17 protein-coding genes are annotated in these 16,596 nt (G+C 71.5%); 5 read left to right on the forward strand and 12 right to left on the reverse strand.

Translation table 11 applies throughout. The features are described from left to right. Positions 1-38: 38 nt before the first annotated feature. Positions 39-677: an O-methyltransferase gene (locus RKD05_RS13500; RefSeq protein ID WP_063257313.1), complete on the reverse strand. Its 639-nt coding sequence runs from the start codon at positions 675-677 to the stop codon at positions 39-41. Between the two features lie 71 nt (positions 678-748). Between RKD05_RS13500 and RKD05_RS13505 the strand changes: the two genes are divergently transcribed. After that, a complete protein-coding gene (locus tag RKD05_RS13505; protein ID WP_424710746.1) occupies positions 749-1,120 on the forward strand; it encodes a Sec-independent protein translocase TatB in 372 nt (123 codons plus the stop codon). 2 nt (positions 1,121-1,122) lie between these two features. On the opposite strand, the gene RKD05_RS13510 is transcribed toward RKD05_RS13505, so the two are convergent. From RKD05_RS13510 to RKD05_RS13520, 3 genes are read right to left on the reverse strand one after another with little or no spacing between them, the layout of a single operon-like run. Beyond that, positions 1,123-2,274 carry an Mrp/NBP35 family ATP-binding protein gene (locus RKD05_RS13510; protein WP_424710747.1) on the reverse strand — a complete coding sequence of 384 codons (1,152 nt, stop codon included), beginning with the start codon at positions 2,272-2,274 and terminating at the stop codon, positions 1,123-1,125. After that, positions 2,271-2,804 carry a DUF1003 domain-containing protein gene (locus tag RKD05_RS13515; RefSeq protein ID WP_424710748.1) on the reverse strand — a complete coding sequence of 178 codons (534 nt, stop codon included), beginning with the start codon at positions 2,802-2,804 and terminating at the stop codon, positions 2,271-2,273. The genes RKD05_RS13510 and RKD05_RS13515 overlap by 4 nt, the downstream gene beginning before the upstream one ends. After that, positions 2,804-4,135, reverse strand: a complete 1,332-nt coding sequence (locus RKD05_RS13520) for a magnesium transporter (RefSeq protein ID WP_424710750.1) — start codon at positions 4,133-4,135, stop codon at positions 2,804-2,806. Before RKD05_RS13520 ends, RKD05_RS13515 begins: the two co-directional genes overlap by 1 nt. Positions 4,136-4,206: 71 nt before the next feature. On the opposite strand from RKD05_RS13520, the gene RKD05_RS13525 reads away from it, so the two are divergent. Both RKD05_RS13525 and RKD05_RS13530 read left to right on the forward strand, forming a co-directional pair. Continuing rightward, a complete protein-coding gene (locus RKD05_RS13525; protein WP_424710752.1) occupies positions 4,207-4,971 on the forward strand; it encodes a general stress protein in 765 nt (254 codons plus the stop codon). Next, entirely contained in the window at positions 4,968-5,636 is a 669-nt protein-coding gene (locus RKD05_RS13530) for an alpha/beta family hydrolase (RefSeq protein ID WP_424710753.1), read from the forward strand. The genes RKD05_RS13525 and RKD05_RS13530 overlap by 4 nt, the downstream gene beginning before the upstream one ends. A gap of 505 nt (positions 5,637-6,141) precedes the next feature. Here the strand turns inward: RKD05_RS13530 and RKD05_RS13535 are convergent. Genes RKD05_RS13535 through RKD05_RS13555 form a run of 5 tightly spaced genes read right to left on the reverse strand, consistent with a single transcriptional unit; the run spans position 6,142 to position 12,534 of the window. Further along, a complete protein-coding gene (locus RKD05_RS13535; RefSeq protein ID WP_424710755.1) occupies positions 6,142-7,866 on the reverse strand; it encodes a hypothetical protein in 1,725 nt (574 codons plus the stop codon). Further along, positions 7,863-8,222 carry a DUF6507 family protein gene (locus RKD05_RS13540; protein ID WP_424710757.1) on the reverse strand — a complete coding sequence of 120 codons (360 nt, stop codon included), beginning with the start codon at positions 8,220-8,222 and terminating at the stop codon, positions 7,863-7,865. Before RKD05_RS13540 ends, RKD05_RS13535 begins: the two co-directional genes overlap by 4 nt. 55 nt (positions 8,223-8,277) lie before the next feature. After that, positions 8,278-10,059, reverse strand: coding sequence for a gamma-glutamyltransferase family protein (locus RKD05_RS13545; RefSeq protein ID WP_424710759.1), 1,782 nt, complete (start codon positions 10,057-10,059; stop codon positions 8,278-8,280). Continuing rightward, a complete protein-coding gene (locus tag RKD05_RS13550) occupies positions 10,056-11,474 on the reverse strand; it encodes an aminopeptidase P family protein (RefSeq protein WP_424710760.1) in 1,419 nt (472 codons plus the stop codon). The genes RKD05_RS13545 and RKD05_RS13550 overlap by 4 nt, the downstream gene beginning before the upstream one ends. 37 nt (positions 11,475-11,511) lie before the next feature. Then, on the reverse strand, positions 11,512-12,534 hold the full coding sequence (locus tag RKD05_RS13555) for an endonuclease/exonuclease/phosphatase family protein (protein WP_424710762.1): 1,023 nt from the start codon (positions 12,532-12,534) through the stop codon (positions 11,512-11,514). 103 nt (positions 12,535-12,637) lie between these two features. Between RKD05_RS13555 and RKD05_RS13560 the strand changes: the two genes are divergently transcribed. Continuing rightward, complete coding sequence (locus RKD05_RS13560; protein WP_424710763.1) at positions 12,638-13,498, forward strand: PHP domain-containing protein; 861 nt, start codon at positions 12,638-12,640, stop codon at positions 13,496-13,498. A 161-nt stretch (positions 13,499-13,659) separates the two neighbouring features. Here RKD05_RS13560 and RKD05_RS13565 read toward each other — a convergent pair whose 3' ends face one another. Continuing rightward, positions 13,660-15,117: a DEAD/DEAH box helicase gene (locus RKD05_RS13565; protein WP_424710765.1), complete on the reverse strand. Its 1,458-nt coding sequence runs from the start codon at positions 15,115-15,117 to the stop codon at positions 13,660-13,662. A gap of 160 nt (positions 15,118-15,277) precedes the next feature. On the opposite strand from RKD05_RS13565, the gene RKD05_RS13570 reads away from it, so the two are divergent. Beyond that, positions 15,278-15,991, forward strand: a complete 714-nt coding sequence (locus tag RKD05_RS13570) for a ferritin-like fold-containing protein (RefSeq protein ID WP_424710766.1) — start codon at positions 15,278-15,280, stop codon at positions 15,989-15,991. A 75-nt stretch (positions 15,992-16,066) separates the two neighbouring features. Here the strand turns inward: RKD05_RS13570 and RKD05_RS13575 are convergent, their stop codons facing one another. Further along, the gene (locus tag RKD05_RS13575) at positions 16,067-16,354 is read right to left on the reverse strand and encodes a hypothetical protein (protein WP_424710768.1); all 288 of its coding nucleotides are present in this window, start codon (positions 16,352-16,354) and stop codon (positions 16,067-16,069) included. Positions 16,355-16,364: 10 nt separating this feature from the next. Continuing rightward, positions 16,365-16,589 carry a DUF3107 domain-containing protein gene (locus tag RKD05_RS13580; RefSeq protein WP_424710770.1) on the reverse strand — a complete coding sequence of 75 codons (225 nt, stop codon included), beginning with the start codon at positions 16,587-16,589 and terminating at the stop codon, positions 16,365-16,367. Between the last annotated feature and the right edge of the window lie 7 nt (positions 16,590-16,596).

Genomic DNA, 16,596 nt, shown 5'->3' on the forward strand with positions numbered 1-16,596 from the left:
GCCTTCGTCGTACGCGGCGGGTGATGCGGCCGCGGTGGTCAGGTGAGAGGGGTGACCGTCGTGAGTTGCAGCAGACCCTCGCCGGTGGTGGACAGCGCGCCGAACACCGCCGGCGAACTCTGCACCTCCTGGATCAACGAGCGGTACGCGGTCGTGACGGCGTCGCGTCGCACCGGGTCGGCCACGGCGCCCCCGGCGAGGACGCGCGGGACGAGAACCGTTCCGCCCGCGCGCACGAGACGCAGGCCGTGCTCGACGTACTCGATGACGCCCTCGGCGTCGGCGTCGATGAGGACGATGTCGTAGGACGCTTCGTTCATCCGGGGGAGCACGTCGGCGGCCCGTCCGGTGATGAAGCGCGCGCGAGCCGCGGGAATCCGCGCGTCCGCGAAGGCCTGGCGCGCGGCGCCCAGGTGTTCGGGCTCGCTGTCGATGGTCGTCAGGGTCGCGCGCGGCGAGCCGTGCAGCAGCCAGAGTCCGGAGACCCCGCCGCCCGTGCCGACCTCGACCACGTTGAGGGCTCGCGAGGCGGCCGCGAGCACCGCGATCTGCGCGCCGACGGCGGGACTGATCGGCGCCGCACCCAGCTCCAGCGCGTGCGCGCGAGCGCGGGCGATGTGCTCGGGTTCGACCGTCGACTCCTGCACGAACCGCTCGTTCGCCTCGTAACCGCTCACGTGGACCTCCTCGCCCAGGCTAGACGGGTGGTCCGTCTCGATGGCCGAGGCGCGGCGGGTAATCTGAATCCATGTTCTTCGGGCTGACCATCGAGAAGCTTCTGCTGATCGGAGTGATCGCTGCCCTCATCATCGGCCCCGAACGTCTCCCGAAGTACGCCGAGAGCCTCGCGCGGCTGACCAAGCGCGCGCGAGAGACGATGCAGGGCGCGAAGACGCGCATGCGCGACGAGATGGGGCCGGAGTTCGACGAGGTCGATTGGCGCAAGCTCGACCCGCGTCAGTACGACCCGCGCCGCATCATCCGCGAGGCCCTGCTCGACGACACGCCCACGGCGACGATGCGCGCCGCCGGTGCCGCCGCTCTCGCCACGCAGGCGGCGACCGACAAGCCGACGTTCGTCGCCGGTGAAAAGCCGCCGTTCGACGACGAAGCGACCTGACCTCAGTTCACGCGCAGCGGCAGAGACCGGCCGGGCAGTCCCCGCGGGCGAACCGCCAGGGCCGCGGCAGCCCTGTCGATCGCGATCGACGCCGGGTCGTCGGGCCGTGCGATCACGACCGGGCGCCCGTCGTCACCACCGGTCCGCAAGGCCGGGCTGAGCGGAACGGATGCCAGCAGCGGCACGTCCACACCGTCGCTCGAGAGCGCGTGGGCCACCGTCTCGCCGCCACCCGAGCCGAACAGATCGAGCAGCGTGCCGTCGGGGAGGGCCATCGCCGCCATGTTCTCGATCACGCCGATGGGCGTCTGGCCGGTCTGTCGAGCGACGAGTCCTGACCGCACCGCGACGTCCGCCGCCGCGGCCTGCGGCGTGGTGACGACGAGCACGTCGGCGTGGGGGAGCAGCTGACCCACCGAGATCGCGACGTCGCCCGTGCCCGGCGGCATGTCGAGCAGCAGCACGTCGAGGTCGCCGAAGTACACGTCGGTGAGGAACTGCTGCACGGTGCGGTGCAGCATCGGCCCGCGCCATGCGACGGCGCCCGCGGCCTCCTCGCCCGGTCGGCGGAGGAACATGCCGATCGAGATGACCTTCACCCCGTACGCGACGGGCGGGAGGATCAGGTCGTCCAGGCGCGTCGGAGCCGGTGGCAACCCGTCCGCGTCGACCAGGCCGAGCAGACCCGGGATCGAGAACCCGTGGACATCGGCATCCACGAGTCCGACGCGAAGTCCCCGGGCCGCGAGCGCGACCGCGAGGTTCGCGGTCAGCGTCGACTTGCCGACACCGCCCTTGCCGCTCGTGACCGCGATGACGCGCGTGAGGGAATCGGGGCCGAAGGGCATCTCGCGCGCCGCGCGGCCGCCGCGGAGGCGCTCGGTGAGTGCGCGGCGCTCGTCCGGCGACATCACGCCGACGGCGACTTCGACTCCGGACACCCCGTCGACGGATGCCGCGGCGGCGCGGACGTCCCTCTCGATGCGGTCCGCGGCGGGACAGCCGACGATCGTCAGGGCGATCCCGACCTCCGCGACGCCGTCGCGCACGGTGACATCGCGCAGCATGTCGAGTTCGCCGAGGGGACGGCGCAGTTCGGGATCGGTGACGGCCGCGACCGCGGCGCGCACGCGGTCGGCGACCGTCGCGCTCACGACGTGGCCGGTTTCGGTTCGGCGCTGTCGTGGTCGTCGAGGCGTTCCAGCGCGGCCTTGAGCTCGGCGCGCAGGCTCTCCTTCGTGATGACTTCGTCGGTGAGGTCGCGCACGGCCATGCGCAGCGCGACGATCTCGCGGGCGAGGTACTCCGTGTCGGCGAGGTTGCGCTCGGCGCGCTGGCGGTCCTGCTCGATCTGCACGCGGTCGCGGTCGTCCTGCCGGTTCTGCGCGAGCAGGATGAGCGGGGCCGCGTACGACGCCTGGAGCGACAGGACGAGGGTCAGCGCGGTGAAGCCGATGTCGGCGGAGTCGAAACGCCAGGCGTCCGGCGCGAGCGAGTTCCAGCCCATCCACACGACGCAGAAGAGTGTGAGCGACAGGAGGAACGTCGGCGTGCCCATGGCGCGGGCGACCCACTCGGTGAACCGGCCGAACCGGTCGCGCGAAGGCTGCGGCGCGCGCGGCGCCAGCATTCCCGTGCGGCCGCGGGGGGCGTCGAGGGCGGTCTGTCGTTGTGCACGTGCCATCAGCGCCTCCTCGGGGTCTGCGTTCGCGTCTGGGTCGGGATCTGGGGGATGCTCGCGGTCGCGGGCGGTCTGATCGTCGTCTTGGGTTTCGGATCGTCGCTGTCGTGCGTGCGCCAGTCGTCGGGCAGCAGGTAGTCGAGCACGTCGTCGATGCTGACGCAGCCGACGAGACGATGCGCCTGATCCACGACCGGCAGGGAGACGAGGTTGTAGCTCGCGAGCAGGCGCGCGACTTCGGCCGCGGATGCGTCGGCGGGCACCGGCTCGAGGGTGTCGTCGATGATCGCGCCGAGCCGCTCGTGCGGCGGGTAGCGGAGCATGCGCTGGAAGTGCACCGTGCCGAGCAGTCGGCCCGTCGGCGTCTCGTACGGGGGCAGCGTGATGAACACGGATGCCGCGAGCGCGGGGTGCAGCTCGTGGCGGCGGATCAGCGCGAGGGCCTCGGCCACGGTGGCATCCGCGGACAACACGATCGGCTCGGGGGTCATGAGGCCACCGGCGGTGTCGGGACCGTACTGCAGCAGGGCGCGGACGTCGTCGGCCTCCTCGGGCTCCATGAGCTCGAGGAGCTGCTCAGAGCGGGACTCCGGCAGCTGGCCGAGGAGGTCGGCCGCGTCATCGGGCTCCATGGCATCCAGGATGTCGGCGGCGCGCTCGTCGCCCAGCTGCTCGAGGATGTGGACCTGCTCGTCCTCGGGCATCTCCTCGAGGGCATCGGCCAGGCGGTCGTCGCTGAGTTCTTCGGCGACCTCGATGAGGCGCTCCTCGGGGAGGTCGAGGAGCGTGTTCGCGAGGTCGGCGGGCTTCAGGTCGGAGTACGTCGCGACGAGCTGCTCGGCCGACTGCGCCTGCCCGGGCGTCTGCTGCTCGCGGACGTCGTTCCAGGCCGCGAACGTCGTCGCCCCCTTCGCGAACGGCGACGCGCTCGTGCGCGGGCGGCGGAGGAAGAGCTGACCCACGTCCCATTCGCCGAGGCGGTTGCGTTCGATCGCGACGTCTTCGATGACGGCGTCGCCGGAGCCGTCCACGAGGTGCACGCGGCGGCCGAGCATCTCGGCCATGACACGGACTTCGCCGCCGCGCTGCTGGAACCGGCGCACGTTGATGAGACCGGTCGTGATGACCTGCCCGGACTGGATGGATGTCACGCGGCCGATGGACACGAACACATGTCGGCGTCCGGGGATCTCGACGACGAGGCCCACGACGCGCGGTGCGGCGGAGGCGCGGTAGATCACCACGACGTCGCGCACCTTTCCCAGGCGGTCTCCCGCGGGATCGAACACCGTGCAGCCCGCCAAGCGGGCGACGAAAACCCTTTGCGTGCTCACCGTCCCAGCGTAGTCCGCGTTCTGTCGGGGGCATCCATCGGGCCCACAGGGCCGCGTGACAAGATGGTGAAATGAGCATGTTCGGGGGACCCGCCGGCACGGGAACAGACGATCTCGGGCAAGCGGTCGCGTCGTTTCCGAAGTACGAGAACGCGCAGAAGGCCGTGTCCGCCCTCATCGCGGGGGAGGTTCCCGCTCGCGACATCACGATCGTCGGCACGGGGCTGCGTTCGATGGAGCGGATCACCGGCCGTCTCGGCTACGCCACGGCGGCACGCTCCGGGGCGCTGAACGGTCTGATGCTCGGCCTGCTGTTCGCGTTCATCTTCGTGCTCGGCACGCCGAACGCGCAGATCTCGGCCTTCGTGGGTGTGCTGCTGGTCGGCATGGCGCTCGGCATGCTGCTGAGCCTCGGCACGTATTCGCTCCTGCGCCGCCGCCGCGATTTCGCCTCGGTCACGCAGGTGGCTGCCGATCACTACGACGTGTTCGTCGCAGCGTCGAGCCTGGCGAAGGCCCGCGGGATCCTCGGGACGTCGGGCGCGATCCGCACCGAGGTCGTACGACCCCCGGCCCCCGCGAACGCCGCGCCGCCGCAGTACGGCGAGCGCGTGACGACTCCCGGCACGGCGGCGCCCGCGGTGCCTCCGCGTCCGCCGGTGCCTCCGCGCCCCGCGGACGACGAGCCGCCGCGGTATGGCGAGCGCATTGCGCCGCCGGCGGCCCCCGGTGCCGGTACCCCGTCTGCACCGGGGTCCTCTTCGGACGCCGAGCCGGAGACGACGGCTTCGCGGGAGTCCGACGCGGAGTCCGGCACACCGCGCGAAGACCGGTGACGCCCCGTCCCGTCCGCATCCCCGTGGCGCTGCCGACAGGGGAGACCGAGGTGTCGGGTCTGTGGGCGGACGTCCCGGGCGCGGACGCGACGATCGCGCTCGCACACGGCGCGGGTGCCGGGATGACCCACCCGTTCCTCGAGGGTCTCGCGTCGGCGCTGTCCGGCTCAGGCATCGCGGTGCTCCGGTTCGTCTTCCCCTACGTGGAGGCCGGACGACGGATGCCAGGCCCCGCCACCCACGCCGTCGCCACATGGGCGGGTGTGCAGGGGTGGCTCGCGTCCGAGGGCGTCGGTGCCTTCGTCGCCGTCGGCAAGTCCTACGGCGGGCGCATGGCGTCGGTCGCCGCCGCCGAGGGAGCCGTGACGCCCCGAGCCCTCGCGTACCTCGGGTACCCGCTGCATGCGCCCGGCCGCCCGGACAAGCCTCGCGCCGAGCACCTGCCGCGGATCACCCTCCCGCAGCTCTTCGTCGAGGGGGAGAACGACCCCTTCATCGCCCCACGTGAGCAGTTCGACGACGTCGTCGCGACGTGCCACGACGCGCGCGTCCACTGGATCGAAGGGGCCGATCATTCGTTCGCCGTGAAGGGGAAGCGACGACCGGCGGAGGAGATCGGCGCGGGGCTCGCCGGCGTCGTGGGGGAGTTCGTGCGGGGGCTGTGAACCGTCGGCAGTAGCTGTTGAGACACCGATGCCGAAGCAGGCGCGTCTACTCCACAGCGTGACATGACCAGCAGATCGATGCCCTTCTTGCCGCTTCGGCTCCTCTCCTCGACTGTGAGGCTGAGCTTGGGGGATTTCTGCAGGAGGTGCACCTGAGCAAACGGGACGGCAACTCCTAAGTCTTCAATCGTCCATCCGTCACCGAGCTTCGACGGAAGCTCCTCGATGAAGCCCGGGACATCGAGATCGTCGCTGACTTCAACTTCCCAATATCCGGTGTAGAAAGCGGTGTCGCTCCCCGCCCCGGATAGTGGATCGTTCCCACAACCGAACGGTTCTTGTTCGGGCCTCGGCCGAGGTGTCGTCGCACCCGGGATGAGCGCTTCGACTTCTGTGAGGGCCTCAATCGCCTCCGCGCGGACGTCGGCATACTTTGGCCGCGAGTCGCTGCAGCCTGCCAGCAAGGGAATGAGGATCACCGCCATTAGGACGAGATGACGGGAATTCACGGATGGTCGCCTTTCGATGCGAGGAGGTCGCGGACTGTCCGCATTACCGGACCGTTGATGGATTCGTCCCCGCTCATCAGCGCCGTGTGATGCTGCACGCTGTCGCGCACGATGCCGACGAGCACACCCGGATCCCGGGTCAGGCCCAGGTCGACGAGCTGGGGGATGTTCGGCCAGGGCAGCCCCGAATCGACGATGTGCACGCCGGGGATCGTCTCCGGCGCGACGGTGAAGCCGAGGGGGCCGAGCCCGACGCCCGCGTAGTAGCGGTTGATGTCGTCGATCGCCTGCGTCGCGAAGTACTGCGTCCCGGGATGGGGTTCGTAGGGGCCGATGGCACCGACGCTCGCGGCGAGGAATCGAGCGTCCACGGTCCCGCCGTGTTTTTCGGCCTCGCTGCCGACTCCGCCGCCGTAGGAGTGCTCGTAGCTCATCGTCCAGAGGTCGGGGTGGGTAGCATCCACTCCCTGAACGAAGCGAGCGTATTCCGCGCCGCGCTGTTTGGCGAACCGATTCCATTCCGGGCCCGCCGTCACGAGGTCGTCGAGTTGCGGCATGGGCCCGGTGAGGACGGTGAAGGCGACCACCAATCCGCCGCCGGAGCCGACCTGCCACTCCGCGAAATCCGTGACGGGGCGATCGGACATGAACGACTCCGGGTTCGCATTCGTGCCCGGGACGACGAAGAGCGCCGCCGTGGCCGTGGACGGTTCGCCCGCCATCTCGATCAACGAACCGTGCTCCGGGTCCCAGGCGTACAGCTGCTTCCTCCCGCTCACCACGTTCTCGAAGTACGCGATCTCGCGGTCGAGGCGTGCCCGCTCCGCGCGGCGGTCGAGGACCTCGAGGGCGTTCGCCCGCGAGCGCGGGGCGCGCAGCGCCTCGAGGGCCCGCCGTTCCGCGCGCAACTGGCGCAGATGGTCGCTCGCGCGCCCGCGGTTGACGGCCACGCGTTCGGCGATCGGCACTCCGTCGAGGTTTCCGACGAGGGCGGGCACGGCCGTGACGAGGGCGCCGGCGAGCCGGGGGTCGAGACCCGCCCACCACCGCGCGATCTCGCCGGGCGCCGTGCGACCGAGGATGACGGACCATTCCGGATGCCGCGACAGCAGGTCGGCGGCATCCGGAGCTGTGGCGAGCCGATCGAGGATCGCGCGACCGACCGTGTCCGTCGGTGAGGCGGGCGAATCGGTGACCTCGGGGCTGGCCCAGGCGACGAGTGATGTCCACGACACGTCCGGGATGGCGCGCAGGGCGCGCGCACAGCGGTCCGTCGCCTCGTCGTATCGCTCGGCGAGCGCGGCGGCATCGCGTCGGAGGGCGGCCTGCCACCTCCGGTGGGCGAGATCGTTCATCGCCGCGCCCCGGTCTGTGGCGTCGCTCTCCCAGACGGGGGCCGGAGCTCCGGAGGCCTGTGCGTTCAGGATCAGCGCGCGCTCGTACGCGAGATCGTCGAGGTCGTCCGCGTAGTGTTCGAGTGCGCGGCACGCGGCCTCGAGCCCGGCGGCGATCTCGCGCCCGACCGGTCGCGTGCTCGTCAGGGACTGGTGCAGGACGTCGGCCTCCGGTGCGCGATACAGCTGGGGGACGAGATTCCAGGTGAGGAGTGCTTCCTGGACGGTCAGCTCGACCTGGTCCGCCCGGTGCCGCAGCGCCTCGGTCGCCTGGCGCACCTGTTCGGCGTCCGCCGGCGGCTCCGGCACCAGCGTCTCAGCCGTCACAGTCGTCTCTTCCCGAAAACCGTGGGATCGAAGGGATTGCCACGGCCCTCGACCGCTGCGCTGTGCATCCCCGTCGTCGCCGCCATCTCGGTGTCGGCCGTTACGTAGGCGAGGACCGCCGACTGCAGGGCCGCGATGGCGGAGCGACCGCGTCCGACGATCCGGTGGGCCAGGTCGACGCGCGCGTCGGCGACCTCGACGAACCCGACGTGCGCGGACGTCGCCCGGGCGAGTGCTTGGGCCACGGCATCCACCGCCCTCCGGAGGGAGGTCGCCACCTCGTCGAGGTCGTCGAAGCAGCCGCGCAGACGTTCGGCCACGCTGAGCACCTGCGGGGGATCCACCGAATACGACATGCGCGGGATCGTAGGGAACCCGCGGGGGCCGTGATTTCACCCTGTGGACAACGGCTCAGCGTCCGGCAGCGTACCCCTGCATCCCGCGCGGGTTCGCCGCGGCCCACAGCAGACCGTCGGCGTCGCGCCCGACGGCGCTCACGCGGCCGAGGGCCCAGTCACCGGCGCGGCGCACACGGTGTCCGCGACGTTCGAGTTCCTCGACGACGGCGTCGCCGATCCGGTCCTCGACGACGGCACCCGACGGTGTCCACGTCCGCGGCCAGAACGAATCGAGGACCGCGGTCGTGTGCAGCGACGGGGCGTCGATGGCCTGCTGCGGCTCGTATGCCCCCACGAGCATGCGCAGCAGCACCGGCAACTGCCACGCATCCTGCTGGTCGCCGCCGGGCGATCCCAGGGCGATGACCTCGTCGCCGCGCGTCAGCATCGTCGGGGTGAGCGTGGTGCGGGGCCTCCGACCCGGGACGAGGGATGCCGGGTGCCCGGGGATCAACCACGTCGCCTGCAGGCGCGTCCCGAGGCAGAAGCCCAGGTCGGGGACCGCGGGGGAGGACTGCAGCCACCCGCCGGAGGGTGTCGCGGACACGACATTGCCCCAGCGGTCGATGACATCGAGGTGGCACGTGTCGCCGCGCGTCTGCCCGCGTCGGTCGACCGTCGGCTCGCCGGTGCCCGCGCTCGTGACCCCGGCATCCGTCCGCAGGGGCGGCAGGACGGGCGTGCGACCGTCGGGGGAGCCGGGGCGCAGCTCAGCGCTCGCGGTGTCGTCGACGAGCGACGCCCGCCCCGCGAGGTAGTCGTCCGCGAGGAGCGCGTCGATGCCGACCGCGGCACCCGCGTCGCCGAACCACGCGTCCCGGTCGGCGTAGGCCAGCTTCTGCACCTCGAGGAGGGTGTGGGCTCCGGCCGCCGTCGACGGATCGAGGAGCTCGTCCTCGAGGGGGTCGAGCATCCGCAGCGTCTGCAGCAGGGCGGGACCCTGCGTCCACACGCCGGCCTTGAACACCCGCCACCCGCGGAACGTCGCCGACACGGCCGGTTCGACGGAGGCGCTCCATCCCGCGAGATCGGCGTCGTCGAGCACGCCGGGGTGGTCGCCGCCGTCCGAGTGGCGGTGCGGCGTGCGCACGAACGCCGCCGCGCGCGGCAGCAACCCCGTCATCCACTCGCGACGGGCCGCGTCGATCCGGGATTCCCGGTCGTCGACGCGCGCGCCCACGGCGACGAGACCCTCCAGCACCGCGGCATACGCCGGGTTGCGGACGACGGTGTTCGGTGCGGGCACCGCGCCCGTCGGCATCCACAGGTCCGCCGACGTCGTCCAGTGGTCGCGGAAGAGGTCGGCCACCCGGCCGATCGTCACGGCGGCACCGGCGACGAGCGGGTGTCCGTCGCGCGCGTAGCCGATCGCGTAGTCCAGGACGTCGGCGAGCTCCCACGTGCCGTGGTCGCGGAGAAGGAGCAGCCAGGCGTCGACCGCGCCGGGCACCGCGGCGGCGAGTCCTCCCGCGCCGGGCACGAGGTCGAGCCCACGCGCGCGGAACGCTGCGATCGACGCCCCCGCCGGCGCGGGACCCTGCCCCATCAGCACGCGCGGCTCGTCGGCCCCCGCCGGGCGGACGATCGCGACGAGGTCGCCGCCCGGACCGTTCAGATGCGGCTCGACGACGTGCAGCACGAAGGCCGCCGCGACCGCGGCGTCGAAGGCGTTGCCGCCCCGTTCCAGGACGGATTGCGCGGTCGCGGTGGCCGTCCAGTGCGTGGATGCCGACATGCCGAACGATCCGCGCAACGTCGGCCGCGTCGTGAACGACGCGGGAGGGGTGAAGGTCACCGGGCGAGCCGCGCGATCCAGTCCTCGACCTCGTCGGCCGTGCGGGGGATCCCGGCGGACAGGTTCACCGGCCCGTCGGAGGTCATCACGATGTCGTCCTCGATGCGCACGCCGATGCCGCGGTACTCCTCGGGCACCGTGAGGTCGTCGATCTGGAAGTAGAGGCCCGGCTCGATCGTGAAGACCATACCGGGTTCGAGCAGCCCGTCGTAGTACATGTCGCGCCGCGCCTGCGCGCAGTCGTGCACGTCGATGCCGAGGTGGTGGCTCGTGCCGTGCACCATGTACCGCCGGTGCTGGCCGCCGCGATCGGCATCCAGAGCCTCCTCCGCCGTCACCGGCAGGAGACCCCACTCGGCCACGCGGGCGGCGATGACCTCCATGGCGGCCTCGTGGATGCGGCGGAAGGGCACGCCGGGGCGCGCGGCCGCGAAGGCGGCGTCGGCGGCCTCGCGCACCGCCTCGTAGACCCGCCGCTGCACCTCGGTGAAGCGCCCCGACACGGGCAGCGTGCGGGTGATGTCGGCGGTGTACAGGCTGTCGACCTCGACGCCGGCGTCGATGAGGATGAGGTCGCCCGGGACGACGGCGCCGTCGTTGCGCGTCCAGTGCAGGTAGCACGCGTGGGGACCCGAGGCGGCGATCGTGTCGTACCCGACGGCGTTGCCGTCCGCGCGCGCACGGCGGTGGAAGACGCCCTCGACGACGCGCTCGCCCCGCGGGTGCTCGATGACGTGGGGGAGCTCGGCGATGATGTCGTCGAATCCGGATGCCGTGACCTCGACGGCCAGGGCCATCTGGGCCAGCTCGTACTCGTCCTTCACCAGACGCAGCTCCGAGACGAACCGCGTGAGCTCGTCGTCCACGCCCACGACGCGGTCGTCGTCCGCGGCGACGAAGCTGTCGACGTGGGCGGTCGCGAGGCCCAGGTCGGAGGCGACACCGGCCAGGGCGGGGCGCGGACCGATCCAGAACTCGCCGATCGAGGCATCCGCGTAGAACTCGGGAGTCGTGCGGTCGGCACGCTCACGGAAGTAGAGGACCGCCTCGTGCCCGTCGTCTCGCGGCTCGAAGACCAGGACCGAGTCGGGCTCGGAGTCCGCCGCCCACCCGGTGAGGTGCGCGAACGCCGAGTGGGCGCGGAACGGGTAGTCGGTGTCGTTGCTGCGCTGCTTGAGCGAGCCCGCGGGGATCACGAGCCGGTCGCCCGGGAACGCCTCGGAGACGCGGGCGCGGCGGCGCGCGGCCCACGCGGACTGCTCGCGCGCGGTCGGCAGCGACTCGGGGCGCTCGGCCCACCCGGTCGAGATCGTGTCGAGGAAGCCGCGTGGGAACGGCGCCTTGCGGTTCGTCGTCGTCTCGACGGGCTTCGGCTCTGCGGGGGCGATCGTGTCGCGGTCGGCGGGGGAGTCCATGCGTCCAGTCTCGCACCGCACGCCGCACCGCGCACGGTCAGCCGCCGGTGCGCTCCAACTGCACCACCATCGGACGGTGGTCGCTCCCGGAGCCGTCGAGGGTGCGGAGCACGACGGAACCGGTCACGGTCCAGTCCGGCGTCGCCATGACGTGGTCGATCGGCGCGCCGAGCAGCGCCGGCACGTCCGTCGGCCACGTGCCGACCCCGCCGCTGCCGCTCTCGGACGCCGCGTCGCGGCAGCGGCCGAGCGTGCCGCCGTCCTCGCCCAGGCCGGTCATGTGGTCGAGCGTGGCGTTGAAGTCGCCGGCGAGGATGACGTTGTCCGTCGCGCACTGATCCGCGAGCCACTTCAGGTCGGAGTTCCACTGCGCCATGTAGTCCTGCCGCGGGGCGACCGCGTGGGCCGCGACGATGATCGGACCGTTCCCCGACACCGGCATGGCGACCGCGCTCGGCACGGTCGAGGTGTTGCTCGACCCGTCGAGCGAGGACTGGATGACGCTGTAGTCGCCGAGCTCGGGCCGGATCAGGACGGTCGTGGACGTGGCATCCCATCCGGTCGTCCCGTACTCGGCGTGATGCGCCCACATCGGCTGGCCCAGATCGCGCATGAGTTCGGCGACCCGCGCGCCGGTGTCGATCGTGGTCTCGGGAAGGGTGACGACGTCCGCCTTCATCGCGACCGCGAGTTCCGCGATCGCCTCGGCCGACGTCGCCTCGCCCGCGGTGTTCCAGGTCATCACGCGCAGGCTCGTCGCGGTCTTCTCGGGCAGCGCGTCGGATTGCGTCCCGCGCTGCAGCACGGACGCGCCGTTCACTCCCGCCGCCGCGATGAAGACGAGGGCGACCGTGAGCGCCACGGCGCGCAGCGGACGGAACAACGCGAACAGCAGCGCCAGCGCCGCGGCGGCGGCGAAACCGCCCGCGACGGGGAGACGGAACGAGATCACCTGGGCTAGCGGGAAGGTCCGCTCGATCCCGAAGACGGTCGGCCAGGTCACCGCCACGGCCAGCGCCGTGCACGCGAGCGCGAAGAGGATCCCGAACAGCCGACGCACGCACCCGACCCTAGGCGAGGCGCCTGAGAGATCGACGGATGCCACCTCTCCGGCGCCTCCACGTGAGCGACGCCGCGGCGCGGGCGGACGGTACGCTCGACGGGTGGAGCGCGATCGACGATTCGAGGGACCGAGTGACCTTCACCTCCACTCGACACACTCCGACGGGACCGAATCACCCGCCCTCGTCATGGCAGCCGCGCACCGCCACGGTCTGCGGACCGCGGCTCTCACCGACCACGACACGACGTCGGGGTGGGCCGAAGCGGCCGAGGCCGCGTCGTCGCTCGGCATGACGTTCCTGCCCGGGATGGAGCTGTCGGCGCAGCACGAGTGGCGCAGCGTCCACCTGCTGGCCTACCTCGTCGATCCGGACGACGAGGCGCTCCGGGCGATGACCGATCGCATCCGCTCCTCACGCCTCGACCGTGCGCAGATCATGGCGGAACGCATCTCGCGCGATTTCGACATCGACTGGGACGACATCGTCGCGCAGACGACCGACGGGGCGACGGTCGGCCGTCCCCACATCGCGGACGCGCTCGTCGCCCGCGGGATCGTCGCTGACCGCACCGAGGCGTTCGCCGGCATCCTCCACCCGCGCAACGAGTACTACGTGTCGCTCTTCGCGCCCGACCCGGTGACCGCGGTCGAGCTCGTCGTCGGGGCGGGTGGCGTGCCGATCATCGCCCACCCCGCCGGTCGGGCGCTGCTGCCGCGGCCGGTCCTCGAGCGCATGCTCGCGGCGGGCCTCGCCGGTTTCGAGCTGCGTCACCGTGAGAACCTCCCCGATGCCACGGCCACCCTCGCGCGACTCGCGGCCGAACGCGACCTCATCGTCACCGGGTCGAGCGACTACCACGGCCTGGGCAAGCCCAACGTCCCCGGCGAGAACACGACCGACGACGAGATGGTCGCGCGGATCATCGCCGCGGGTACCGGCTCCGCGCCGGTCTACGCCTGACGGCCGCGGCCCGTTCACGGCGCACAACTCCTGCGCTTCGGCGCGGGGCGGCGTTCGTGGGCGCTCCCGCGACCGATGTGCAGGAGTTATGCAGCTCCACCCGCACACATGACGACGGCGCCGCCACTCGAAAGGGACGGCGCCGCGTGGTGAGTGAGTGCTCAGGCCACGGGGGCGGCGTTGGTGCCGGACCCGCCGCTGCGGCGGCGACGGCGACGACGCGGAGCCGCGTTGCCGTCGTGGTGCTCGCTGCCTCCGCCGTCGTGCGTGCCGGCGCCCTCGGCGCGCGGCGTCGACGAAGCCCGCTGCTCGCCCGACGTGCCCGACCCGCCGCGGCGACGACGGCGACGACGCGGAGCGCCCTCGGCCGTGGCATCCGTCCCGTCCGTGCTCTCGGGCTTCTCGGCCTTGGGAGCCGGCGCGGCCTTGGGGGCGGTGACGAGGCGGCCCTTCGTGCCCTCGGGGATGTCGAGGTCGGTGTAGAGGTGCGGGCTCGACGAATAGGTCTCGATGGGCTCGGGCTGGCCGAACTCCAGGGCGCGGTTGATGAGCGCCCACTTGTGCAGGTCGTCCCAGTCGACGAACGTCACCGCGATACCGGTCTTGCCGGCGCGGCCGGTGCGGCCGGCGCGGTGCAGGTACGTCTTCTCGTCGTCGGGGATCGTGTGGTTGATGACGTGCGTGACGTCGTTCACGTCGATGCCGCGCGCGGCGACGTCGGTCGCGATCAGCACGTCGCGCTTGCCGGCCTTGAAGGCCGCCATGGAGCGCTCGCGCGACTCCTGGCTCATGTCGCCGTGGACGGCTGCGGCGTTGAAGCCGCGGTCGTTGAGTTCGTCGACGAGCTTCTGGGCAGCGCGCTTCGTGCGCGTGAAGATGACGGTCTTGCCGCGACCCTCGGCCTGCAGGATGCGGGCGATGACCTCGTCCTTGTCGAGCGAGTGCGCGCGGTAGACGAGGTGCTTGATGTTGGCCTGCGTGAGGCCCTCGTCGGGGTCGTTCGCTCGCATGTGGATCGGGTTCGACATGAAGCGACGCGCGAGCGCGACGATCGGCCCGGGCATGGTCGCCGAGAACAGCTGCGTGTGGCGGACCGCGGGGACCTTCTGGAAGATCTTCTCGATGTCGGCGAGGAAGCCGAGGTCGAGCATTTTGTCGGCTTCGTCGAGCACGACCTCGACGGCACCGGACAGGTCGAGCAGGCGCTGGTTGCTGAGGTCGATCAGACGACCCGGCGTGCCGACGACGATCTGCGCGCCGGCCTTGAGCTGGTCGATCTGACCCTCGTACGCCTTGCCGCCGTAGATCGCGACGACGCTCGTCGCGCGGTTCTGGGTCAGCATGTCCATGTCCTCGTAGACCTGGACGGCGAGCTCGCGCGTGGGAACCACGATCAGCGCCTTCACGCCGGGCTCGGGGTTCGCGCCGAGGCGCTGGACCACGGGGATGCCGAAGCCGAAGGTCTTGCCCGTTCCGGTCTTGGCCTGACCGATGATGTCCTGGCCCGGAAGGCCGAGGGGGATGGTCTGTTCCTGGATCGGGAAGGCATCCACGATGCCCTTGGATGCCAGGGCATCGACGATGTCCTGATCGACGCCGAGCTCGGCGAAAGTCGTCATGAGCGTGCCTGTTCCGGCGGTGAGAGACCGCCTGGGGAGTCGGATCCACGCCCTCCACTCGTCCACAGGCGCGGGGCCCCGATCCATCGCCGGGGTGTGTCCACTCTACCCGGCGCGTGTTTCGGGGGTCCGACCATGCCGTACGCCTAGGCTGTAGAGCGTGTTCGAGTGGTTCCGTCGTCGTCGACCGGTCGGTCGGACGCTGCAGTTGCGCTCCCGTGGAGATCTGGGCGACGCGATGCGCGTCGACTTCGCCGAGCTGGCCCCCGACCTGGACACCTTCCTCGGTCAGGCCGCCTATCTGCAGCTCGGATTCTTCGAGACGCTGAGCGAGCTCATCGCGTTGACGCCCGAACTCGCCGAGAAGGAATCGTTGTCGCGCGCCGCGGGCGCGGCGCTCATCAAGCACCAGGAGATCGTCGCGGTCATCCGCGAGCGCGGTGCCGATCCGACGCAGCTCATGCTGCCGTTCCGCGAGTCCCTCGACGCGTTCCGCCGCAACACCCACGGCGTCCGGCCGCAGGAGACGATGCTGTCCGTCCACATCACGGCGGGCATGCTCGACGATTTCTACCTGGCGTTGTCGTCGAGCTACGGCGAGACCGGGCGCCGGGTCGCGCGCATCCTGCAGGCCGACGACGACCGTCAGGCGATCGTCGAGATTCTCGGCGCGACGATCGCGAGCGACGAGGAGTGGCGCTGGCTGCTCGCGCTGTGGGGGCGCCGGCTGGTGGGCGACACGCTCCTCGTGGCGCGGGCCGCGCTCACGCACTCGCGCCTGGACAGCGCCGAAGAGGCGAAGGTCGAGCCGGTGTTCACGGAGCTCATGGGCGCCCACGCCCGGCGAATGGATGCCATGGGCCTGGCGGCCTGACGCGTTCGGGCGTCGCGGTCAGGCGGCGCGGCGTCGGTGAGCCGGCGGAGCCTCGGTGGGCCGCGGCCCGGCGGTTCAGGCGGCGCGGCGTCCGCGGAGGGCGGCGTTGCTGCGCTGGCGCGCGCGGGTCAGCACCGGAACCAGGATCAGCGTCGTCACGGCGGGCGCGACGATCGCCACGATCCACGGCACGGGGGTGGCGGCTCCCAGACCCGCCCAGGTGAGGACGGTCCAGGACACGCCGGATGCCGCTGCCCCGGCGAGCGGGGCGAGGAGCGCACCGCGCTGGTCGCGGTGCGGCAGGGCGTAGTGGACGGCGAGACCGACCACCGCGCCGAAGATCAGCCCGAGCAGGATCTCCATGGCCGTGGGGTCAGGCGACGAAGCCGACGCGACGGGCCTCTTCGGTGCCGAGCTCGACGAAGGCCAGGTTCGCGGTCGGGACGATGTAGGAGTTGCCCTTGACGTCGGTGAAGGTGACGTGGGTGGCGGACTGGTCGAGCGCGGCGGCGATCGACGACTTCACGGCATCCGACGATTCGGCGGTCTCGAAGTTCAGTTCGCGCCCGGTGTTGGTGATGCCGATGCGGATCTCCACGATGCGT

Origin of the sequence: Microbacterium sp. SLBN-111 (genome assembly GCF_049739645.1) — a bacterium.
Taxonomy (GTDB): Bacteria; Actinomycetota; Actinomycetes; order Actinomycetales; family Microbacteriaceae; genus Microbacterium.